The organism is Arthrobacter sp. 10T413_2, from assembly GCF_056394205.1.
Window position 1 is genome coordinate 19,696 of the sequence record NZ_JBFTHK010000019.1, and the last position, 22,337, is coordinate 42,032.

The window sequence follows — 22,337 nt, forward strand, 5'->3', positions numbered from 1 at the left end:
TTTGATTCCTTAGATGCGATGGCCGCAGTTGACTGCTACGAGTAAGCGAGCACTGTCGACTGTGTTTGGAGTGGACAGGCTGGTCCCTACTCACCGTCAGGAAGAGGCCGTGTTTGTACCGCCGCGGGCAATTTCMAGTGCCTGGTCGGCCAGCGTCAGGTGTTCGGGAGGAACGGCCGCCRCCAGGGCGCCGAAGGCTATTTCTATCCTTTGACCTTTACTTAGTGGGGATTCCTGAGGACCTGCGCTCCGAGGGGTCGCCTCAATCAGCTCGTGTATTCCAGGATGCTGATCAATTGCCTGAAGCCCGCGGCGTGTGCCCGGCTGAGTTCGAGTGCAACCGGCTGCGGGCAAGAGGAAAACTTCGCTATTACCGTGTCGCTGACGGGGTCAATCCAAATGAATTGGCCGTGGATGCCTGCAGCGTAGACCGTGCCTCGGCTATCTCCGGGGACCCACCACTGGTTCCGGTATGAGCCGTTGGGGTGGACTTGCTGGTAGGCGGTTCCTCTTGCCAGTTGCGGGTCTCCGCCGCGCATCGTGTCGTTGATCCACCATGATGGGACGACCGTTTGCCCGTTGGCTTCCCCCTCGTCCAGCATGAGCTGTCCGATCTTGGCCAAGTCTCGTGCGGTGCAAGCGATTCCTCCGTTCGCAAATGCGAAACCACCGGAATCAGTGGTAATCAGTGCATCATCGAGGGTCCCAAGCTGGGACCACAGTTCGTCGGAGACGACTTCGGCGTATCGCTTTCCGCTGACGTTCTCGATGATCCATGCCAGCACGTCTGTACCGGCTGAGCAGTACTGAAATGATCGGCCGTGTTCTCCGGCAGCTTTGAGGAGCGTGAGGAATTCGTAAGTGTTCTCTGGGTCTGTTTCGAGCTTGGGGCGCCAGCCGGCGATCCTATCCTGCTGCTGGACTTCAGCGGCCGCATCCAGGTAGTTCTCGCTGTAGCGGACTGCGGCGGTCATGTCGAGTACTTGGCGGACCGTCGCGTTCCCGTAGACGCTTCCCTTCAGTGGCGGGACGTAGTGGTGGACAGGCTGTTGCGTGTCTATGAGTCCCCGGCCCACCAAAATACCCATGGTAAGCGCGCAGACGGATTTGGAAACAGACATMAGGACGTGCCGGTCGTGCGGCTGGAAAGAGCCAAAATAGCGCTCCAGGACCAGTTTCCMGTGTTGAAGTACGACGATGGCATCTGTGTGCGTGGATTCCAGGAACTCCTCAACGCTGTGCCACCTCTCCGCGTGTTCCGGTGTGGCTGACTCACTTCCAGTAGAGGGCTCGGATGCTCTGCCTCGACGGATCGTTGCGGTAGTGATGAGCTCACTGATGTGAGCGAAGCCCCAGCGATTGAATGGGCTTTCCTGCCAGTTTTCCAGGGTGACGTGCTCATTGAAGTMCTGGCCGGCATAGCGGTCAACCTTGCCGGGGCTGGTCAGAAGGGAACCATTTGCTGTTGTCTCTAGCATGTTAAGTCGCTGCCTTGCGTGGTAAGGGTGGGGAGGGCGTGGGAGTCTGCCAATTCGGGCCGGCCGCGCCCTGGGGCTGCCTCGAGGAGTCTGCGGGTGTAGTCGTGCTGTGGATCGGTGAAGATCCGTTCGGCTGGTCCGCTTTCTACGATCTTTCCGGTCTTCATGACAGCCACCTCATCGCTGAGATAGCGGACGACGTCCAGGTCGTGGGAGATGAGCAGATATGTGAGCCCTTTTTGTTGCTGCAGGTCCTGGAGCAGGTTCAGAATCTGGGCCTGGACGGAAACATCAAGGGCGCTGGTGGGTTCGTCCAGGATCAGGAGACGGGGCGAGGTGGCCAGGGCGCGTGCTATGCCGACGCGTTGGCACTGTCCTCCGGAGAGCTGGTGCGGGAGCCGATGGGCGTGCCCGGCTCCCAGCCCGACCTCGTCCAGCAGATTGTTTATTCTTGCTTGGAGGGCCTGCCCTTTCAGGGCAGTGTGGGCCAGAAGTGGCTCTGCCACTGAAGCGCCGATAGTCATACGTGGATTCAATGATGCCACTGGATTCTGAAGTACTATTCCCATCCGGGAACGGATKGTCCGCAGTGCCTTGGGTCCGAGTTTGCCGAGGTCATGTCCTTCAAATATGGCCCGCCCGGATGTTGGGCKCATCAGCTGCATGGCGCAGCGGGCGAGGGTACTTTTGCCGGAGCCGGATTCTCCGACAAGGCCGTAGACCGTACCTTCCTTGATGCTGAAGGAGACGTCGTCGACTGCGGTGAAGACTCTTCTGTGGTGCGGAAACGTTTTGACGATTTTTTCGAGGGTGAGAACGTTGGTCATAGTTCGCCTTCCTGGAGGCAGGCGACTGCCTGGTGTGGCCCGGTCTCGGTGAGCAGCGGGTCGGTGAGCGAGCAGTCGGTGACTGCATGTGAGCAACGGTTTCTGAAGGCGCACCCGGTGAGGGATAGGAGGTTTCCCGGCACTGTTCCAGAAATAGCGTTCAGTCGCTGGCCGTGGGTTCGCCCTGCAGGGAGGGCGCCGAGGAGGCCGCGGGTATATGGGTGGCGTGGATTGTTCATGACCGCTTCCACAGGTCCGGTTTCGATCACCCTGCCTGCGTAAAGGACCGCCACGCGGTCACAGACGTCGCGGATGATGCCAAGGTTATGGCTGATGAGCAGCACACCGAACCCAAACTTGTGTCGGAGTTCGTCAATGAGGACCAAAATTTGCCGGGCAACAGTAACGTCAAGAGCCGTTGTGGGCTCATCCAGGATCAACAGCCGGGGCTGGCGTAGCAGAGCCATGGCAATCATGGCCCGCTGCAGCATCCCGCCGGACAATTGGTGCGGATAGCTGCGGTAGACCCGTTCAGGGTCCGGAAGGCCGACCAGGCTTAAATGACGTATGATTTCAGCTTTGCCTTCGGACCTCGAGATCTRCCGGTGCCGGGCCAGGACATCGCTGAGTTGGCGGCCAAGCGTGAAGACGGGGTTGAAGGCAGTTCCAGGGTTCTGGAATACGATGGCCACCGAGCCACCTGGTTCTGACGAGGCCTGTAAGGGATCGTTGCCGATGGTCACTTGCCCCGTGCGCCGTGCACCGCGTGGAAGGATCCCCAAGGCTGCGAGTCCTGTCAGGGACTTGCCGCACCCCGTTTCCCCCACCAGGCCGAGGATTTCACCAGCGGAAACATCGAGGTCGATCCCGCGGACGGGGCGGTTGGTAAGCTTTCCCCGGTCGGTGAATTCGACGTTGAGGTCGCGGATGCTAAGTACATGTGTCATCGCTTTACCTGCCTGGGGTCAAGGAGGTCGCGCAGCGAATCTCCGAGGAGGTTGAATCCCAGGACGGCCAGAAAGATGGCCAGCCCCGGAAAGGTGGCTATCCACCAGGAACTGAATATGAGCCCGCGCCCTTCGGCGACCATCAGGCCCCAGTCGGGCAGGGGCGGYTGCGTTCCAAGACCGATAAATGCCAGGGACCCGGCGGCCAGGATCACAGTGCCGATGTCGACGGTAGCTTGGACGAGGATGGGCGTCATGCAGTTGCGAAGTACATGGCGGCTGATGATGAGCAGTTGCGGAATGCCCATGGCGCGGGCTGCTTCGACATAGSAGCGTTCCCGAAGGGATTTTGCTTCCGCTCGTACAAGGCGCGCATACCAGGGCCACCAGCTGATGGCCAAGGCGATGCCGGCGTTGGTCAGGCTGGGCCCAAGGATCGCAACGGTCACCATGGCCAGGAGCAGAGGCGGGAAAGCCTGGAAGATCTCGGTCACACGCATCAAGGCTTCGTCGAGCCAGCCACCGCGATATCCGGCGACAGCGCCGAGGGGAATGCCGATGAGGGCCGCAGCCGCGACAACGACGGCAGAGATGGTCAGCGCCGGGTTCGCGCCCATGATGATGCGGCTGAGAACGTCACGACCGAGTTGATCGGTGCCGAGCCAGTTCAAGGCGTTGGGAGCGAGGTTTCGGGCGGAGGCATTGGTCGCCCCCATGCCCTGATCAGGGAAAGGTGCCAGCCATTGCCCAAAAACAGCAAGGATTACGACAAGGACTATGATCATCGCGCCAGCAGCGGCCAAACGGTCACGGCCCAGGGTCTGTTTAAGTAGTTTGATCGGTTTGAGGGTGGCCTGTTCTCCGGCCGGCCCGGAACGGGTCGGGGCGGAGATTTGGGTCGTGGGGCTCATGACATGCTCACTCTGGGGTCGATTCGGGATTGCAGGATGTCCACCAGAAKGTTGGCCAGCAGGTATGCTGTGGCGCCCATGAGCGTAATTGCTATGATGGCTGGGTAGTCCACTGCAAGCATGGAAGACGTAGCGAACTGCCCAATTCCTGGCCAGTTGAAGACAGCTTCGACGAAGAATGTTCCGGTCAGGGCGTAGGCGGCAGCCATTCCGGCAATAGACAGGACTGGTGGTAGAGCATTTTTCAGGGCCAGGCGCCAACGGATGGCGGTCTCCCTCAGACCGTAGGCCCTGGCGGTGAAGATGTAATCCTGGTTCATGACATCGAGCATGGCGGCCCTGGTCATTCGTGCAACGAGTCCGAGAGGATATGCGGCCAAGGTGAGGGCCGGCAGTATCACGTGCTGCAACCCATCGGTGAAGGCCACGCCGTTGCCGGTGATCATGCTGTCTAACAGGGGAAGCCCGGTCACGTGAGAGATGGGGTTGGAGTATTTGATGGAGTTGCTGAATTGCCCAGTGGCCGGAAGTATGCCCAGCCCCCCAACGAACAACAGTTGAAGGAGCAGTCCGAGCCAGAAGGCGGGCACGGAAATCCCTCCGATGGAGAGGAAACGGATTGCTCCGTCGATGAATCCGCCGGGCCGGCGGGAGGCAACCACGCCCAAGATGACCCCTGCCGAAACAGCGAGAACMATGGCAAATCCGATGAGTTCCAATGTGGCTGGGAGGCGGGTGAACAGCTCATCCAACACGGGGCGTTTTGTGGCAAGAGACTGGCCCCAGTCCCCGGTGATCAGCTTTGCGACGTAGTCGAAGTACTGTTCGAGGATCGGACGGTTAAAGCCGAGGTGCTCCCGGACCCTGTCCAKCTCGGCTGGGGGCKCCTTCGGGCCGGCGTAGATGACGGCCGGGTCGCTGGGAACGATGCGGGCAAGGATGAAGACGATCGCGGTAAGCACGGCGAGAACCAGCACCGAGGTGATGAGCCGCCKGGCGACGAAACGCAACATGGTTCTCCTTTTCTTGATTGGTGTGGCGGGATGGGCGGGCAGGGCAAGGGCCCGGGCTTTGTTGGTGCAGCCCGGGCCCTGCCTGCGTCGTATCGTTTAGGCGGCGCGTTTGATGGGGGCGAAGAAGGCCGTGAACGGGTAATTTTCGTTGTAGGGGGGAACTTCCAACCCGGCCGGAACGACTGAGACTGTGCGGGCATCGTAGAGGAATGCGGCAGGTGCTTCCCTATAGAGGAGGTCCATGGCTTCCTTATAAAGGCCCTGGGCTGCGTCCCTGTCCGTTCCCGTCAAGGTTGCCGCCTTGTCAACCAATTTGTCGTACTCCGGGGACTTCCAATAGCTCAGGTTGAAGGATGGCTTTTCGCTGGAATGGAACAGCGTCGTGAGATTGTCRCTGCCGGCGTCGCTGTAAGTCGGCCAGTAGTTAAGTACAAAGATGTCCTGGGCGCTCTGAGGATCAGCCTTTGCGCTGTCCCATTGCTGGTTGAAAAGTTCGGCTTTCACGTCCAGCTTCACACCGATTTTGGCGAAGGCGTCCTTGATCAGCGGTACGAACCGTGCTTCCGCGGGATTCTCGGAGGCGTAGGTGAGTTTGAGGTTCATGCCGTCGGCATGACCAGCTGTGGCCAATAGTTGCTTGGCCTTTTCCAAGTCCTGGGAGTACTGCGGGACGTCCTGGCTGTAGGGGAAGATGCCGCTGGGAGCAGGGCCGTGGGACTGCGTGCCGTAGCCCTGCCCTCCGATGTCAATGATCTCTTTGTACGGAATCGCGTAGCTGAGCGCGCGGCGGACCTCCGGGTCGTTGAGTGGTGCGCGGCTCGTGTTAAACATGGCCAGGAAGTTGAACGGTGAGTTGAAGTCTTTCACCGTGAACTTCGGATCGCTGGCCAGGGTCTTGACGTTTTCCAAGGGAATGTTGGTCGMGTAGTCCACCTCACCTGCGGTCAGCATCTGCTGGGCCGTGACTGCATCCGGGGTGATAGAGATGTCKACAAAGTCGACGTGCGATGCAGCCTTTTTGTTCCAGTAGCCGTCGTACTTCTTCAGCACGACCTTAGAGCCGGGCTTGTAGGAGTCGATGGTGTAGGGGCCGGAGCCCGCGTCGATTCCGGCCTCGAAGTACTTGTCATTCTTGGCGGATGCGGCCAGGGCCTTCGGGGCAACGATCCAGGCGCCGTAGGTCGAGGAGGCGACGAGGTCCATCGGCGCAGCGTACTTCAGCTGCAGCGTGACAGTGGAGTCGTCCGGGGCGGTAACGCTCTCCACCGGTGCCCAGATGAAGGATGCGGCTGCATGGTCCCTGGCAGCGTCGATGCTGGCTTTGACCGCCGCGGCATTGATCGGCTCGCCGTCGTGGAAGGTGGCTMCGGAGCGGATCTTGAATGTCCAGGATTTTCCGTCGGCACTGGCGCTCCAGGACTCGGCTATTGCCGGGGAATACGCTTCTGCGGAACCTGCAGGGTTCTTCCAAAGCAGGGGTTCGTATATGTTGCCCATGTAGAGGGCTTCGGTGGAAAACGAACGAACCGGATCCCACGTAGTAATGCCTGCAGATGCGGCCACAGAGAAAACGTCGGGGCCGGAAGAAGCTTTGGGTGCGGCAGGACTGCATCCCGCCGCGCTAAGGGCAACGACGGCGGCTGTGGCCGTGACAAGCACGGTCCGAGCCGGGTGTGGAAATGAGAGTGCCAACAGAGACTCCTTGAAGAAGGGAGGAAAGTGTGACGAGTCTAACTAAGCGCGACTATGCCTGGGAAATGCCTATGATGAGTAAAACTCATACCTTGGAGGCATAGTGGACTTGAGGCACCTGACATATTTCCTGAGCATCGTTGATGAAGGATCAATCAATGCTGCGTMACGCTCTTTGAGGGTGGCCCAACCCTCCTTATCCCGGCAGCTTCGCTCCTTGGAGCAGGACCTGGGACTCACCCTCTTCGATAGATCAGGAGCAAAATTGTCGCTGACCGCGGCGGGCACTGCGTTTCTGCMCATCGCCAAGGACCTGGTCACCCGCGCCGCCCAGKCCAAATCATCCGCACGGGCGATGGCCGGAGGTTCGGTGCAACGGCTTACGATAKCGGCAGCCTCTGCCACCATCGCCGACATCATCGCCCCTTTCATTGTTTCGCAGGGGCCCGATGGAGTCCTGACCAATGTTGTCGAGGCGACCCCCGAGTTTGTCTACCATGCGCTGCAGGAGGGTAAGGCTGACTTTGCTCTGGGAACAAAGCCCCCACCATCCKAGCTCAAATCGGTTGTAGTTGGCAGGGCGTTCCTTTGGGCCCAGTGCAACGCCAAACACCCCCTTGCCGGGAGGGAGAAAATCAGCCTCCAGGAACTCGTCCAATGGCCTCTCATAACCATGACAGCCGATTTTGGTGTCCGCACAATGTTCGACGATGCTGTTAGCACTGAGCGCCTGACCTACACGACCGGATTTGAAGTACGCTCCGCCCGGATCGGCCAAGCCTTGGCAGCCGCCGGCAAAGGCATCTGCGTACTCTCGGATGATCCGAGTTTCGGGGTGCACGCTATGCCCATCACTCATCKGGGAAAGGACCTCGTGTTCACTCTCTTCGGCGTCTGGAATCCGCTGCATTTCGCCGCGCCTGCCATAAGGGAGTGCCTGCAGAACCTTTCGCGTTTCACCTCGGAGCTGTACCCCGCCGCTCGAATATAGAAGGGATGCAATCCTCAACTCTCGGCCCTGGTGGTTGACCGGCCCCCGAACCCTGATTCACGGGATTCGCGGGGCGTGGCTCCAGGGGCAGTGGCCATCGACAGGAGCTCTCGAAGCTACTTCCGCTCCCTGGAAAATGCCGATACCGGACCTATCGCGAACTGGGGGAGTGATCGAACCAGGCACTCTTCGCGCGCAGGAGGCTGGGTGCGAGAGCCTGGCTAGTCTTCCTTGACTTCTTTYAGGACCGCACGCGCAGCTGCCGCGTCGTGAAGCTCGGCAGGTACTTCTCCTGTTCTTCGATCTTCCGGCGGTAGAAGCCGTGGGCGGCCTGTTTTGTGATMCCCAGCGATTCGCGGATCTGGGCCCACGTCGGTCCGGATACCGCGACATCCTTTGGGGTCAACGACCTTCGAGGACTGCATCGCCGGAGCATACCGACGCACCGGGGTGCGCGCCCGATGAGTGGCGCCCGTCAACTTGCGTGTGTCCGCTGTTGCTCGGGGAGTCAGCTGAGCTGCAAGTTGTTGCCGGTCTTGGCTTTGACCATGTTCGTCGCGTAGCTGATCAGGAATTCGTACTCGTCTTCCGGCGTCAGGTCGCCGAGGAGTACATCCATAACGAGGCCGTCCTCGAGGGCTACGAAGCTCCGGGCCAAGAATCCGGCTGGCGCTGAGAGGGTGAAGGCATCCTCCTGCGCGCCTCGTTCCAGGATCCCTTTGTAAAGGTTCGTTTGACGCTCCACGAACGCCATCTGCTGCCGAGCGGCTGCCTCGTTGCGCAGATAAACTGGGATGAGTTCCACGAGGATCCGGGAAGCGGTTTCGCTTTCCCCGGGCCAAGGTACGCCCGAGTGGATGCAGGCCCTCAGTTGCGCTTCAGGGTCTCTTTCGGCTTGGATGCGGGCCTCCCGGCGGTCACAGTACTCCGTAACTCCTTGATGGAAGACCTCGCTGAAGAGCTCGTCGACGTCCCGGTAGTAGTACAGAACCGCAGCCGGGGTGACGCCCGCTTCGTTGGCAATGTCGGAAAGGCGGGCCGCTGATGACCCTCTGTCCAGCAGGACTCGTCCTGCTGCTGCTACGAGTTGATCCCGGCGGGCTGTCTGATTCCGTGGTCTTGCCATGCTCACCATGCTTTCACACTGGCCTCGAAGTGACCCTTGACACACCCAGGTTCGTTAATTATTCTTTAATTAATCTTTAGTTAATGAAATTTCCCACGCTAGGAATGCTACCGTCATGACTCGACTTCTCCCTCTGGCTCTTGTCCAATCACCCGCCGAGACCTTGACTGATTTTGCTGCTGGTCTCGAGCGAAGGGTCAAAGCGCATGCCGTCGCCGACCTTTTCGTTTACCCGGAGCTTCACTTKAACACGGTAGATTCTGCCGGGTTTGTGGACCGGCAGGCCTACATGGACGCCTCGGCAGAACCTCTTGATGGCCCACGCGGCCGTACCCTTGCTGAGCTCGCAGGAGACCTTGGGATCTGGCTTTTGCCTGGCAGCGTGCTTGAACGTGGTACGGACGGGCATATCTACAACACCGCCGTTGTCTACTCTCCACAAGGAAAAGCAGTAGCCGCGTACCGAAAGATCTTTCCCTGGAAGCCCTATGAGACCGTTTGTTCCGGTAAGGACTTCGTGGTTTTCGACATGACCGGCTACGGCCGCGTCGGGTTGTCGATTTGCTACGACGCCTGGTTCCCCGAACACAGCAGGCACCTGGCCTGGATGGGGGCAGAACTCGTCCTCAATGTTGTCCAGACCCCGACCAACGATCGTGTGCAGGAAGTTGTTATCAGCCAGGCCAACGCAATCGTGAACCAGAACTTCGTCGCCAGTGTGAACGCCGCGGGCCCCCACGGGGTCGGACGTAGTCTTCTGGTTGACCCTGAAGGCCGCGTGCGAATTTCGGCAACCGGGCCCGAAGACGCGACATTGGTCGATGTCATCKACCTGGACCAAGTAGGGAACGTCCGCCAATATGGCACAGCGGGCGTCACCCGCCCCTGGGACCAGTTCGCTGAAAACGACGACGCAATTCCATTGCCGCTCTACGCCGGCCAGCTTGATCCCCGCCTGTGGCGGCAGACCAACGCCCAGTCAACCCTGACCAACCTCAGCACTGCCCCAGCCCAAGGAACTCCCCATGTCCGCTGAGAACATTAAACTTACCCCCAAGCTGTCCCTGCTGTCGGTGGTCGTGTTCGGCTTGGCCTATATGGCTCCGGGAATCGTAATGACGATCTTCGGTATCATCTCCTCCACCAGCGACGGAACAGCCCCGACAGCATTCGCCCTCGCCACCGTCGCGATGCTGCTGACGGCCCTGAGCTACGCGAAAATGGCAAAGATCTTTCCGAACTCGGGATCGGCCTACGTGTATGCACGACGGCTCCTCGATTCCCGTGTCGGTTTCCTCGTCGGGTGGGCAATCCTCCTCGACTACCTCTTCCTTCCCACCGTGGCCTGGCTGTTCCAATCGTTCTACCTTGCAGCGCAGTTTCCCGGCATCCCCGTCTGGGCCTGGCTCGCTCTCAACGCAGGACTGACAACGATCATCAACGCCACGGGCATCGTGCTCGCTGACCGTGTCAATAAAACGCTGACCCTTCTGGTTGTTACCCTCATCGGGATCTTCATCGCCTACTGCCTGGCCTACCTCGGCGGAAACCCACCCGCGTCGTTCACAGACCCCTTCTGKAACAATGCCACGACGGTCGGCGGCGTCGCTTCCGCAGCCGCTATCGCGGCCTACGCCTTCCTGGGATTCGACGCCRTCAGCACACTCAGCGAAGAAACCAAAAACGCCCAGCGCAACATTCCCCGCGCGATCCTCCYGACCGTCCTCGTCGGCGGAATAATCTTCGTCGTGGTCTCCTACATCATGCAGCTCGTTCACCCAGGCGGAGACTTCGAGCACGCAGCGACCGCAGCATACTCCATGCAGGTCCTCGTCGGCGGGCAGTTCTACGCCAACATCACCAACATGCTCTTCATCATCGGCGGGTTCGCATCGKGCCTCGCCATCCAGGCCAGCACCAGCCGACTCCTCTACGTCATGGGCCGCGACGGAGTCCTACCCCGCAGGCTCTTCGGACGCCTCCAMCCCCGAACCAAAACGCCCATCTTCAACCTGGTMCTCGTCGGTGCCGTGGCCATGCTGGCACTGAACATCTCCTTGGAAACCGCAACCTCCTTCATCAATTTCGGGGCCTTCCTGGCATTCACAGCCGTCAACCTCTGCGTCATCGCCTACTTCGTTCGAAACCGCCGGCAAGGCAAAAAGCTTTCGGTCATTGGCTTCATCGTCCTACCAATACTGGGCGCCGCCGTCGACATCTACCTTCTAACCCAGCTCAGTCCCATCGCCATCACCATCGGCCTCTGCTGGATCGGTCTGGGCGTTGTTTATCTAACCTTCCTCACTAAAGGATTCCGCAAGGAACCACCAGAGATGCGTCTCCACGACCGCGACGGCCAGCCGGACGAACCCACCAAGGAGGTTCAGCACCCAAACACTGACGACACGCGGTCAACCAAGCAGAATGCCACCCAGGCGCCGCGCACCGAAATCTAAAACCCCGAGGAGCCATAAGGACGGGCCYGGACACCAGCCTCCAGGCCCGTCCCTGTGTGTGGCGTACGCGATCTCAAGAAGCGGGACCTTGTCAGCTTCATTTGCCACCGTTCCCTTGTCACGATGGGGTGCTCTCCAAAGTCCGTACCGTTCCGAGTGACAACCCACTGCATCCCGGGCCGCGAACCGCAACCCGGGATGCAGTGCAAGTTCGGGGGCAAACCCCCGGTCACGAGCAATCCGATCGGGCGAGTCGGCCATCACTGAAAACCATTTCTTCGTCCCCAAGAGCCGATTCGCTACGTGCCCACATCATGAGCATCAAATCAAAGACGATATAAAGAGCAAATCAGGAGTCCAATGATCACCACGATCGAGGCCGACCGCTACTTCCACATCACAGGCCTATCCCCGACGGAAATCGCAGACAGTATCAACACGGCTGTAGAGATGGCCCGTGACCACTCGATKACTGAAGGATGGCAGGGCATTCTCGTCACCCGMCACGGACCTGACAATTACACAGTGAACCTCAGCGCTGACGTTCCCTACGGAGTAACAGTGGAACGGGACCTGCCCAACAGCAACAAGCCCTAAAAGTGGGGACGCCGGGAGTGTCCGTTTAACGGTGGATCCGCGGTTGGCATTCAATTGATTCTTCCTTCGAAGAAGATGGCAAAGGCGTTCAGTGCCGGCTTCCACCGTGTGGCCCATCGTGCCCTGCCTTTGCCCTTCGGGTCCAGCGCCCTAGTCGCCAGATACAGGCACTTCAAGGCCGCCTGCTCGATGGGGAAATGGCCCCTGGCCCGGATCGCGCGCCGGTAGCGGGCGTTGACGGATTCAATGGCGTTCGTGAACTGGCATGCACGGGTATTCATGGGACGGGAGTTGCCACCTCCGTCATTCGCGCGACGCGGAACGGGACTCATACAGCTCGGTGGCGGAGCCGCTGTGAACTCGTGACAGTAAGATCCTCCGGTTGTAGGCTCCGGATATGTCAGAGGGTCGGAAGCGCCTTGAGCCGCGTATGACGCGGGGCGGATTTCGCTGGCAGTTGGTCGCGGTGTCCTTCATGGCCTTGAACGCAATCGTGCAAATTGCATTCCGGTGGAATGAAGCTTGGGATGTCTTTCGTTACCTCATGCTGGCAATGCTGATTATCTGCGCGGCCTTCACCGCATATCTGCTCTACGTGCGCCACTACGACGGTCATTTCTGKGACGAGGACGAAGCCCGTCGCCAGGACTGGGATCGTCGCGGGAGGCAGCTCTAGATTTGGCAAACGCCGAGGGACATCCTCCTCGAAAGCAAGCGGGTCCAAGTAGTCCTAGTTGCCCCGGCCTGCGTGCAGGGCTGACTCGCTTACTGCTGCGATGTACCGGGCATAGGCCGCTGCTGAATCTGTGGCGTGGCGTTCGATGGTCGTGGGGGAGTAGCCGAGGGTTTCGGCGATGATGGCCACGGGTGCGAGTTTCGTGAGTTCGTGGAGTGTTCCCAGTCGCGCGGCCCGCGTGCTGAACAGCTTGCTGAGACGGGTTGTGAGGTGTCCGGGGTGGATGTGACGCCCGGGAGAGGCTCCGCGGAATACCCACTTGGTATTCGGGTGTGAGGCGGTCAGGTCATGCCCTGGGTTCGCGGCAAGTTCGCGCCATGGCTGGGCCAATGGCTMCGGCAGGGCTATCTGGATTGTCCCGAGCTGGACGGTGACCAGTTCTTCGGTAATGGTCACGTCGTCCCAGGTCAGCCGTGCGATGTTTTCAGCCTGTTGTCCAAAGACGAGGATAAGGATCGCGGCAGCCCTGTCACGTGCTTCGAGTCCGTCGGCGTCGATGACTCGTTTGAGTGCTTCGTCCTGTCCGGGCTTGGCCAGTCGTGGGCTGGTGCCGCGGCGGTGAGGGACGATGGTGAGCCCGGAAGGGGCAACTTTGGCCTTGATGGCCCACTTGAGGAAGCGCTCAGCGATGCGCCGGGTTGTGGACCCTTCGGCTTGCCAAACGTCGAGGTGGGATTGCTGCAGGTCAGGCAGTTTGATGTCGTGTCTTGTCAGCCAGTTGAGCAGGTCGATGGCCACGGTGACTTCCTGCTTGGCGCGGAGGAAGGTGCCGCGGGCGACTTCGTCCATGTGGTTCATCCGTCGTTGGTGGTGCCAGCGGATGTAGCGGCGGATCACGTCCCGGTTATGCGGGTCACTCACGCGTTCGAGGGCTTCTGCGGCCCAGCTGCCATAGCGGATCCGGAGTTCGTCGCGTTGGGGGAGGACCCCGTGTTCGGTGAGGAGTCCGCGGACGTATTCGCGGGTGCGTGAGTCGGGCAGTTCGTCGAAGGTTTCGTGGGTGATCTTTGGTGCGACCGCGAGATTGCGGAGGAACGCGGTGACGTGCTTTTGGCGGATCCAGGTCAGGCCGCTGTTGGCCCGTTTCATAGACTTCAGCGCGGCCGCGAGCGGGATCAGATCGTTCGCGATGGCCCTCGTGGCCGGGTCGGTGAGCAGGTCATCTACGACATTGCCGAGGACGCAGGTCCAGCAACGCCCGCCGCTGTGAAGTTCGTCCTCGGCTCCGCAGGTCTGGCAGTMGATGTTGAGTCGGATGCCTGAGCATCGACGGCAGGCGGGTTGGTTATCGATGAGGCCGGGCAGGACTCCCTCGTGTCCGCAGGCGCAGATGCCGCGGGTGCGCTTGGCTTGCTGGTAGCAGTAGCCGCAGACTCCGCCGTCGGGCCACCGCACGACGGTTTGGTGGTGCTGGCCGCAGCGGTTGCAGGGGACCGGCCAGCGGATGGGGTCCTCTGCTTTGCGGGGCCTACTCACCGTCTTCGGAAGTGACGAGCCGGACGCGCTTCGCGATCGGGTTGCCGGGTTGGATGCCGAGGTCTTCGCTGCGCTTCGGGGCGTTGGCTGTCGCCGCGGCACGCATCTCAACGAAGGGTTCGAACAGGTCGTTCGGGGTGCAGTCCAGGATGTCGCAGAGCGCGGCGAACGTCCTGGCCGGAATGCGTTCCGGCGTGGACGTGACCAGCCTGTAGACCTGACTTTCGGAGAGGTTGATGCCACGGGATTTCAGGAGCGGCATCAGTTCGGTGGTCTTCCACAGGTTCTGCTTTGCCATCAGGGCACGCAGGTTCCAGCGGTAGCCAATCCGGCGCTGTTCAGGCATCTGGGTCCTCCAAGTTCGTGATGCGGCGTGCAATCATCTGCTGCACGGTTTTCTGCTTGAAGTCCGACGATACCGAGGTGTAGAGCCCGGTGGTCGAGGCATACGAGTGGCCAACCTGCGTCTGCATTATCTTGAGCCCGTGAGGCTGGTGTGCCTCTGGCCTGCGGTCTTGTGTTGATGGTTGTGTCCGGGACGTGCATGACGGTGGCATTGGTTGTCCTTTCATTCTCGTGGAACTGTTATTGATTCGGGATGCTTCCGCGGGTTGGGGCTGTCGGTTCGCGGCGGCGTTGTCCGAGGGCGTGTGCGAGTTGCTCTCGCAGGCGTTGATTCTCCTCGTTGAGTCGCCGGATTCTGTCGTTGGCGGCTTCGAGTCGTTGCCGTAGTGAGGCCTCGCTTGCCCGCTGTGACCGGGAATCCGGTGTGGGCTTCGGCGCGGCTTGGTTTAGGCGGAGGTGTTCGATTTCCGCGCGGAGGTCAGGCTGGGTGTAAAGCCAGGACCGGGAGACCCGGGCGTATTTGGCAACGGCGTCGAAGGTGACCGGGCGGCCATCCGCGTGAAGGGTGCGCAGCGCTTGGACAGCCTTTGACCGGGTGTATGCGGCGCGTTGCTGTGCGGCCTTGATCAGGTGCCGGCTGTTGTCGGGGCGGCTCATCTGGCCGCCTCGGTGTCGTCGAGGGAGCCGATGATGCGGTCCAGGTTGTGCAGTACTGCCTGGTTCATCTCGATGAGCCGGGTCTGTCCGCGGGCCTGGGCGGCGGAGAGGATCTTGACCGTCTGGCGGCGCTGCTCGCGGTGCTGAGGGAGGAACTCGGCGGTGGTGACGAACATAGGGCAGGTCAGGCACGCATTGGCATGCGGGCAGGATTTCTGGACCGGCAGCCCGCAGAATCCGTTCGGCAGGCTCTGCGTCGCGCGGCCGAGTCGTTGTTTGGCCCAGCTGGCTTCGGCGAGTGGACCCTCCGGATCCACGGTGATCGTGTCGCCGTTGACGTTGACCTTGCGGGCCTTCTCCCAGTGACGGCGCACGGTCGTGTCGTGCAGCCGCGCGTAGTGGGCAGTCATCTCCGCCGAAGTGTGGTCAAGGAGGACCCGGACAACTTCCTGCGGAACGTCGCGGTTGATCAGTGTTGTCCCGAAGGTAGGGCGCCACTGATGTGGAGTCAGGCGCACCGGTTGCCCGTGTTCGTCGCGGATGTCACAGCGTTCCAGCCAAGCGTCAAGCTGCCCGCGATAGCAGTGCGTGGTGAGCGGCTTTGATCCGTCGGGGTTCATCTTCGGGGCCGGKAACAGCCAGGCGCTGCCTTCGGGGAACCGTTCGCGGACTTGTTGCTGCTGGTCGAGGATGGCGGCATGGACTTCCTCATCGAGGGGGACCAGGGCCTCGCGTTTCATTTTTCGGTTCAGATAACGCAGGTAGGGGGCGCCGTCACCGTCACGGACCACGCAGTCGGATGCCAGGGTGCAGGCGTCCCCGACGCGCAATCCGCAGCGCATCAGGACYAGGGTGAGGAGCCGGCTGTCGGGACTGGTCCATTTACCGAGGTTTTCGGGCTGGTCCAGTTGCGCCATGATGTGATCAGCCAGAGCCCGGGGCAGACGCTTGGCCGGCCGTGGGAAGTCTTCAGGGTAGAAGTTCGCCGATGCCGGCAGTTCTTTGGTCCAGCCGTGACGGCGGATCGCGGCGAAGAAGGCGTTCAAGGAGCTGACATCGCGGCCACGGGAAGTCACTGCCCGCTTGTCCCGGGCAAGCTCGGCGAGGAAGCGTTCCAGGATGCCGMGGTCGATGCAGTCCGGGCCGTCGGAGGCGGGGAAGGTGTGCGCCAGGAACGCGGCGAATCGGTTCAGGGCCAGAATGTCGACGCGGGCCTGGATGATTTCCCTGCCGCTGGTCAACCGCCACCGGATGAAGCGCTTTGCCAAGGAGCGCAGCCACGCTTGCGGGATCTTGTCGAAGCGAAGAGTGCCCCGGGTGTCGCTGTAGCCCAGACGGTGCAGGGCCCAGACGTCGCGGCCAAACTCCGATTCCCAGCCGACACCGGCGGCGAGGTCCTCGAGCCGGGTGTATGCAAAGCKCAGGAACGCGAGTTGCCCGTTGTGGYGGTGACTTCGGCCTGCCCGTCCGGCGCCATAGAACGCTGACCACTKGTCAAGATCCCATTCCAGCAACGATGTGACGCCGCTATCGGCGACGAGCCGGATCACGGGCATCACAACTGAGGCGCGGGTGCTGGCCCGGCGTTCGTCGTGGCGGCATTGCAAGGCGTGCTGGAGCTCCAGCCGCAGCTGGGGCCGGTCGTCCAGGCATCGGAAATCGAACCGGTCCAGGCCGACGCTMTCGCACCGTGTGACGAACTCGTCGATATCCGGTGCGCCGATGGCGTGCCAACGCGACTTGTGGTTCAGACACAACGGCGAGTTGCCTTGTGCCCAGAGATCGCAGAACGAGAGTCGGCATTCCGGTCGGCCGGCCGCTTCCTCGGGGGTGAGCGCGGCGGACCAGCCGGTCATGTCAGTCTCGCCGGAGCGTTCGAAGAACCCGTGATGGCGGACGCAGAGGCCGCGTCTGGCCGAGCCAAAGCKGCACCCGGAAACGGCGCATGGAGCCAACGGACCCATGCCCGTGGGCAACGGTCCCGGGCTGGCGAGGAATGACTCCAGTTCGGGGCGCCCCTGGTCCAGCCACCGCCGGTAGTGGCCTTTGCAGAACCCCTTCACAGTGCGTTGCCTTTCACACTCGTCGATCCGGCAGGGCTCGGTGTTGAAGACGAGCGTGCCCGGAGCCGGAATCACGATTCCGGGTCTGAATTCGGGCCGGACCGTGGCCATGAGCTTAGCCAACAGACCMTGGCCATCCTCGTATTCGTTCAACGCGGKGGAGCTCACCAGGTGACCTCCTTTCCGGTCAGCAGCCCTGCCTTCTCAAGGGCGCGGCGGGCATCCTCAACACTGAGGTGGCCGTAGACATCGATCGTGGTCGCGACCGACGCGTGGCCAAGCAGGCTGCTGATGACCTCGATGGGCGTGCCGGCCCGCAGCAATCGGGTGGCATAGGTGTGGCGGAACCAGTGCGGGTCAAAGTCCACCCCGGTGTTCCGGCGTAGCCGTTGCACCAGGTCATAGACTGCCTCGTAGCTCATCGGCCGGCCATGGGTGCCGGCCCACAGATTCACGAACACATAGTCGCTGTCCAGATCGCCGTATTCCTCATGAAGGTAATCACCGTAGAGCCGCACGWCGTCCGCGCCGATCGGCACCGTGCGCGGCGAAACGGACTTCGCCCGGGCCCGGTTGGCGTTCACACGCCGGCGGATCGTCAGCTCTCCCTCAGCGACGGCAATGTCCTCATGCCGTAGCCCGAGCGCTTCACCGATGCGGATTCCCGACTCCCACAGCAGGACGAACAAAAACCGGTCCCGGAGCCGCGTGCACGCATCCAGCACAGCCTGCGCCTTCACCGCAGGCAGGACCGTGGGCAGTCTCTTCGGCTCACGCAGCTTCACGATCCGGCGGCGCTGCGGCCTGTCCCCGGCAAGGTGGGCAAGAAACGGTCTCCATCCCGTTCTTCGGTGCCGGACCGTTTCAAACTCGGTAACAAGGTCGCCCAGCGGGACCCCATGACGGGAATGGAACACGTAGAAGCCGCTCACCGCCGMGAGCTTCCGGTTCACCGTGCCCGGCCCGCAATGATGGGCGGCCGAGGGCAGCAACGTCACGTCCGCGGCACGCCCGGCAGGCGGAAGCCGCAGCCAGGCCACGAACTCGCCGACGTTCTCCAAGCCCACGTGGCGCCAATCAATACCGCGGTATCGAAGAAAGACGAACCAGTCCTTTAGATCATGCGCATACGCCTTGAGCGTGTTCGGTGACCGCTCGACATCGGTCAGATATGCCAGGAACCGCTCCACCGGCTCGACGACACCCTGATCATCAAGCACAGTCCACGACTCAAGCGGCGAACCGGACACCAAAACTCGTTGAACCTGCATAAACCCTCCCGGGATCCCGTGTGACGGACAGCTTCAGATAAGCACCTCCATCACGCGGAATTGCACGGTTACCGGGCTCGTGCTGCACGTCAAAGACACAGCGTTTCCGGCCCCAGATAATCTGCACGAATGCCGGGTCGTACCCGGCTTCGATCAKATGGGTCACATAGGAGYGCCTGAGGCAGTGCAGGCCCAACTCCTGGGGCAAGCCGACGGCGTCCCGTGCCGCTGCGAAGGCATCCCCGAACGAGCCCAGGGACATCCGGGCGCCACGCTCGCTCGGCCACAGCGCCGAGGACCGTTCAGCAGTCGGGAACTGCTGGCGCATCCCGCCGGACGTCCAGGTCTTGAGCTGGTCCACCACCCAGTCGAACTCCGGCACGGTCAGAACGGTGCGCCGCCGGGGCCCGGAACCTGCCGTGCCCTTGGCGAACCTTACCTGGACTGCTCCGAACCGGCCGTAGTCGCTGACGTGCGGGTTCGGGCCGAAGTCCTCCAGGTCCAGCATCGTCATCTCACGCCGGCGAAGCCCATAGGCATAACAGACCTTGAACGCCACCGAGTCGCGGAACAGGGGCAGCCAGCGTTTGCTGCCGGCGGCGTATTCCCGGTCGACAAGGTCATCGATGTAGTCGAACAGCCGCTGCAGTTCCGCCTTGGTGAACGACCGCTTCTTCGCCGGGACGGCATCATCGGTCGTGTGCCGTGGCATGTTCCACTCGAAGCAGATCTGGCTCGGAATATCACCGAAAGTCCGTTCGCAGAACTCACCCCAGCCATAGCCAGGATGCGTCAGGTAAGAGCAGAACATCGCCACGGCGTTGCCGTACGAGCGCAGCGTCTTCAGGCTGATCGGCTTCTCGCCCGAGCGCAGATCGGCAAGGAAGTCATCGATGTCGGCCGGACCCCAGTGCCACGGAAATTCACCGGTAAAGCGCTGAAAGCGTTCCAGCAGCTGGCAGCGCTGCTTRATCGTGTCCGTCGTGAGCCCGCGGGCCAGCATCTGTGCCCGCCAGCCATCGAGCATGGCCGTGAAAACCCGCTCATCGGCCCGGAACAGCCCAATGTCCGGATCCACCAGCATCCGCGGGACGAAACCCGGAACGGCATCACTCACAACGACCCCTAAACCATGGAAACATGCATTAGATGCAGGAAACCTACAGCGGCAGGCGATCCAAGGGCAAATTCAGACTCAACCTACAAGAACGTTCATTTGCTTCAAAGGCGTGTTGACCTGCKGAAACGCCGGATTCGTCGCAGGACGGGAGTTGTCGCAGCTGCTTCAACTCCCGTTCTTTGAACGCCGATAACGGACGTTATGTCAACTAGTCAACAAGAGTGCACTTGATAACACAATCCTTCCTGATATGGTCGTGTCATGAACKAAGCGAAATGGCGGACCGCCTACGACGACCTGAAGTACCGAATTACTGAAGGCACCTGGCCAGTGGGCCAGCTCCTCCCGCCGATTTCACAGCTGCAGAGCTACTATGAGGTCGCGAGCCCGAACACCATCCGCCAGGCACAGCAAAGACTGGTAGCAGACGGACTTATCGAAACCGAGCACGGCGTCGGCGCCCGCGTGGTGTCTACTGAGGCCACCACCCGCACCCTGGACATCCTCGAGGAATTGAAAGCAGCCAGGAAGGCGCTCGACCGGGCCATCCGCGCCGTGGAAAAGAGCTAATAGGACATAGGAGAGGATCTGGACCCCACGGCCCCGGCACACTCCCGCTAGGTGAGAAGACTCGGCCAAGGAAGGTCTTTCGCTAGACACTCCCCCCGACGCCAAATCCGAATCTAGGCCTTCGGCCCGTCGGGGATGTAGGCCGCGACACCACCCTCGGTAAGCGTGTCCTTCGTCAGCGGCTGCCCCGGGAGAACCCATGCCAGAACGTCCTTCGGCGCCTCGTCCAGTTCGATGACCCTGGTCAGCACCGTGAGTGGGCCTATGAATTCGATTGTCCACGCCGCGTCCCATTCATCGACGTACATGTGATTCAGCGGCGGGGCCTTCTTCCGCCCGGCTCGGCCTTGCGGTAGTTCACCCAGTGGTCCTGAATCAGGTTGACATACTCAGCCGAATTTAGAGCAGCGCAATCGCTATTCCGGTCTACTCCAAACTTGTCTACGTTGCTCTGGTCATTCACCTAGCGGGTCCACTGGTACAGCAACCAACGCCTGCATTCTGCCCTACAGCACCAAACCCCCGAKGAATTCAAGCAGACATACTTTGCTCGAGAAATCGGCTCGTTACCCGACGACGGCGCCAACAAAACGGTGGCATGATTACCGGGACGGTTCGCGATTGCCACACAAATGCTGTGTACCGTAGAGGGGTTACTCGTAATAGCGTGTTGCCGCCCAGACTCCGAGCTCTTGGACGCCCGTTGGAGTGTATCCGGTGTGTACCTTGGTCATAGCATCTTTGTCGACGCTGTTGGGCGAGCACATGATGTCATTGTTTGTGCAGTAGCTAACCGTAACTCCTTCCAGGCTGGACGGGTAGGCCGCCTTCATGTCGTAGCCCAACAGCAGCTTCCCCAGGCTCGTGACACCGGGGACATCGTTGAGCCACGTAATCAAGCCTTTTCCGGTGCCGGTTCCAAGGTAGGTTCCGATCGGGCTGTTCGGATTCTCTAGAGGGTTGGCCAGGAGCACGACCCCCTTGATCAGGCCACTTTCGATCACGCCTCTCCCGACGCCTGGTCGCGTTTGGAGGTCAGCGAGAGCCAACTGGATGGCCATAGCTCCTTGAGAGTAKCCGGTGATGAGGATTTTTTGGTTGGGGCAGGAACTCGTGGCCTTGATGAGCTGCTCTTGGAGTTCCAAGGCCCCCGATCTGACGCTGCTCATGTAGCTGGCAAATTTTGAAGCGTCGAGATGAAGGAAAAGGAAGCTGTTGAAGGGGTTTGGGAATCCGCCAATCGGATCTAGGTCTTGCCGCCACCAGTTGGACAGATCCGAAGTCGGTGCAGCTGGGTAGATCAGGGKAAGGATCYTTGTAGCAGCTGCATCGTCCGGGTGGAGGTCGTCCAGGAACCCCGGGGATTGTTTCTGGACCACTCCCGGACTGATCAACGCTTGACCTGACAGAATTGATTGAACCTTCGGACCCAGCCCCCTGAACTCCTGACCGGCGCCCGCCGTCACTTCGGCGAAGGAGAATGAATCGTACAGGGACGGGTCAGTTTCCACTTGGAGCGGGCCTTGTGGTGTTTCACCGGACCCTCTGAGGGCAATGACGAGGGTGGGGCTGCAGGCCGCAGCCTGAGACCATCCGCTGGCGGGTGGTTCGGCGGCTGGGGGCGGCGCTACGTAACCGACCCAGGGAGCCACTATCACGTTACCGCTTGTGCCGGTTCCGGTTCCGAACGGCGGTGGCCCGGCGGGAGTCCCCCAGTMGACATTTCGAGCGTCCACAGCCGAATCGCCGGTTCCGACGACTCCTTCGGGACATCTGAGAACTTTGCCCGTTAGTGACGTTGAACCTGAAGCGCGAAGGCACGTTGTGGCCTCGTGAAGATATACGTCCCGGAGTGTGGCGTTACCGTCAGATGCGATCAGTTCCGTCCCGTAACGCGCGTCGAGCCGGGTGACGGTGAGGGAAGCCCCGGTACTCAGGCTGATCCCGTACCAGTCCGMGGGTGCGGGTGTGCTGGCCCCGCCGTCGCCGTTGGTGTCCCCGCCGGCGCTGTCATCCTGGTACGAAGTGAACGTGACCGGCGCGGCGGCGGTGCCGTTGACG

At 61.1% G+C, this 22,337-nt stretch carries 21 protein-coding genes and 1 pseudogene; 6 read left to right on the plus strand and 16 right to left on the minus strand.

Annotation, left to right across the window (positions count from 1 at the left end):
* Positions 1-266 precede the first annotated feature (266 nt).
* From AC1DBQ_RS05415 to AC1DBQ_RS05440, 6 genes are all read right to left on the minus strand, one after another.
* Positions 267-1,478, minus strand: a complete 1,212-nt coding sequence (locus tag AC1DBQ_RS05415; RefSeq protein ID WP_476927528.1) for a serine hydrolase domain-containing protein — start codon at positions 1,476-1,478, stop codon at positions 267-269.
* Entirely contained in the window at positions 1,472-2,305 is an 834-nt protein-coding gene (locus AC1DBQ_RS05420) for an ABC transporter ATP-binding protein (protein WP_476927529.1), read from the minus strand. Before AC1DBQ_RS05420 ends, AC1DBQ_RS05415 begins: the two co-directional genes overlap by 7 nt.
* Positions 2,302-3,252: an ABC transporter ATP-binding protein gene (locus AC1DBQ_RS05425; protein WP_476927530.1), complete on the minus strand. Its 951-nt coding sequence runs from the start codon at positions 3,250-3,252 to the stop codon at positions 2,302-2,304. The genes AC1DBQ_RS05420 and AC1DBQ_RS05425 overlap by 4 nt, the downstream gene beginning before the upstream one ends.
* Positions 3,249-4,163, minus strand: a complete 915-nt coding sequence (locus AC1DBQ_RS05430; protein ID WP_476927531.1) for an ABC transporter permease — start codon at positions 4,161-4,163, stop codon at positions 3,249-3,251. Before AC1DBQ_RS05430 ends, AC1DBQ_RS05425 begins: the two co-directional genes overlap by 4 nt.
* Entirely contained in the window at positions 4,160-5,173 is a 1,014-nt protein-coding gene (locus tag AC1DBQ_RS05435) for an ABC transporter permease (protein ID WP_476927532.1), read from the minus strand. Before AC1DBQ_RS05435 ends, AC1DBQ_RS05430 begins: the two co-directional genes overlap by 4 nt.
* Before the next feature lie 99 nt (positions 5,174-5,272).
* Positions 5,273-6,739: an ABC transporter substrate-binding protein gene (locus AC1DBQ_RS05440; RefSeq protein WP_476927533.1), complete on the minus strand. Its 1,467-nt coding sequence runs from the start codon at positions 6,737-6,739 to the stop codon at positions 5,273-5,275.
* Positions 6,740-6,971: 232 nt separating this feature from the next.
* Here AC1DBQ_RS05440 and AC1DBQ_RS05445 point away from each other — a divergent pair, with 232 nt between their 5' ends.
* Positions 6,972-7,859, plus strand: coding sequence for a LysR family transcriptional regulator (locus AC1DBQ_RS05445; RefSeq protein WP_476927534.1), 888 nt, complete (start codon positions 6,972-6,974; stop codon positions 7,857-7,859).
* 508 nt (positions 7,860-8,367) lie between these two features.
* Here the strand turns inward: AC1DBQ_RS05445 and AC1DBQ_RS05450 are convergent.
* Positions 8,368-8,985 (minus strand): TetR/AcrR family transcriptional regulator, encoded by a 618-nt coding sequence (locus AC1DBQ_RS05450; RefSeq protein WP_476860271.1) that lies wholly within the window; start codon positions 8,983-8,985, stop codon positions 8,368-8,370.
* A gap of 115 nt (positions 8,986-9,100) precedes the next feature.
* Here AC1DBQ_RS05450 and AC1DBQ_RS05455 point away from each other — a divergent pair, with 115 nt between their 5' ends.
* The 3 genes from AC1DBQ_RS05455 (at position 9,101) to AC1DBQ_RS05465 (ending at position 12,038) form a co-directional block, all read left to right on the plus strand.
* Positions 9,101-10,021 carry a carbon-nitrogen hydrolase family protein gene (locus tag AC1DBQ_RS05455; RefSeq protein WP_476927535.1) on the plus strand — a complete coding sequence of 307 codons (921 nt, stop codon included), beginning with the start codon at positions 9,101-9,103 and terminating at the stop codon, positions 10,019-10,021.
* Positions 10,011-11,441 (plus strand): APC family permease, encoded by a 1,431-nt coding sequence (locus AC1DBQ_RS05460; RefSeq protein ID WP_476927536.1) that lies wholly within the window; start codon positions 10,011-10,013, stop codon positions 11,439-11,441. The genes AC1DBQ_RS05455 and AC1DBQ_RS05460 overlap by 11 nt, the downstream gene beginning before the upstream one ends.
* A 360-nt stretch (positions 11,442-11,801) precedes the next feature.
* On the plus strand, positions 11,802-12,038 hold the full coding sequence (locus tag AC1DBQ_RS05465; RefSeq protein WP_476927537.1) for a hypothetical protein: 237 nt from the start codon (positions 11,802-11,804) through the stop codon (positions 12,036-12,038).
* A gap of 50 nt (positions 12,039-12,088) precedes the next feature.
* Here AC1DBQ_RS05465 and AC1DBQ_RS05470 read toward each other — a convergent pair.
* Positions 12,089-12,295, minus strand: a pseudogene (locus AC1DBQ_RS05470) (transposase); the annotation flags it as partial.
* A gap of 140 nt (positions 12,296-12,435) precedes the next feature.
* On the opposite strand from AC1DBQ_RS05470, the gene AC1DBQ_RS05475 reads away from it, so the two are divergent.
* Positions 12,436-12,714, plus strand: a complete 279-nt coding sequence (locus AC1DBQ_RS05475; RefSeq protein WP_476927538.1) for a hypothetical protein — start codon at positions 12,436-12,438, stop codon at positions 12,712-12,714.
* A 54-nt stretch (positions 12,715-12,768) separates the two neighbouring features.
* Here AC1DBQ_RS05475 and AC1DBQ_RS05480 read toward each other — a convergent pair whose 3' ends face one another.
* The 6 genes from AC1DBQ_RS05480 to AC1DBQ_RS05505 all read right to left on the minus strand — a co-directional run bounded on the left by AC1DBQ_RS05480 (position 12,769) and on the right by AC1DBQ_RS05505 (position 19,703).
* Entirely contained in the window at positions 12,769-14,250 is a 1,482-nt protein-coding gene (locus AC1DBQ_RS05480; RefSeq protein ID WP_476927539.1) for a Fis family transcriptional regulator, read from the minus strand.
* The gene (locus AC1DBQ_RS05485; RefSeq protein WP_476927540.1) at positions 14,243-14,596 is read right to left on the minus strand and encodes a helix-turn-helix domain-containing protein; all 354 of its coding nucleotides are present in this window, start codon (positions 14,594-14,596) and stop codon (positions 14,243-14,245) included. Before AC1DBQ_RS05485 ends, AC1DBQ_RS05480 begins: the two co-directional genes overlap by 8 nt.
* Positions 14,597-14,835: 239 nt before the next feature.
* Positions 14,836-15,252, minus strand: coding sequence for a DUF6262 family protein (locus AC1DBQ_RS05490; protein ID WP_476927541.1), 417 nt, complete (start codon positions 15,250-15,252; stop codon positions 14,836-14,838).
* On the minus strand, positions 15,249-17,438 hold the full coding sequence (locus AC1DBQ_RS05495) for a tyrosine-type recombinase/integrase (protein ID WP_476927542.1): 2,190 nt from the start codon (positions 17,436-17,438) through the stop codon (positions 15,249-15,251). The genes AC1DBQ_RS05490 and AC1DBQ_RS05495 overlap by 4 nt, the downstream gene beginning before the upstream one ends.
* A 41-nt stretch (positions 17,439-17,479) precedes the next feature.
* The gene (locus AC1DBQ_RS05500; RefSeq protein ID WP_476927543.1) at positions 17,480-18,565 is read right to left on the minus strand and encodes a tyrosine-type recombinase/integrase; all 1,086 of its coding nucleotides are present in this window, start codon (positions 18,563-18,565) and stop codon (positions 17,480-17,482) included.
* Positions 18,546-19,703, minus strand: a complete 1,158-nt coding sequence (locus AC1DBQ_RS05505) for a tyrosine-type recombinase/integrase (RefSeq protein WP_476927544.1) — start codon at positions 19,701-19,703, stop codon at positions 18,546-18,548. The genes AC1DBQ_RS05500 and AC1DBQ_RS05505 overlap by 20 nt, the downstream gene beginning before the upstream one ends.
* A gap of 264 nt (positions 19,704-19,967) precedes the next feature.
* On the opposite strand from AC1DBQ_RS05505, the gene AC1DBQ_RS05510 reads away from it, so the two are divergent.
* Complete coding sequence (locus AC1DBQ_RS05510; RefSeq protein WP_476927545.1) at positions 19,968-20,276, plus strand: winged helix-turn-helix domain-containing protein; 309 nt, start codon at positions 19,968-19,970, stop codon at positions 20,274-20,276.
* A 113-nt stretch (positions 20,277-20,389) separates the two neighbouring features.
* Here the strand turns inward: AC1DBQ_RS05510 and AC1DBQ_RS05515 are convergent, their stop codons facing one another.
* Positions 20,390-20,584 (minus strand): hypothetical protein, encoded by a 195-nt coding sequence (locus tag AC1DBQ_RS05515; RefSeq protein ID WP_476927546.1) that lies wholly within the window; start codon positions 20,582-20,584, stop codon positions 20,390-20,392.
* A 345-nt stretch (positions 20,585-20,929) separates the two neighbouring features.
* On the minus strand, positions 20,930-22,337 hold a 1,408-nt coding region (locus tag AC1DBQ_RS05520), incomplete at its 5' end, for a cutinase family protein (protein ID WP_476927547.1).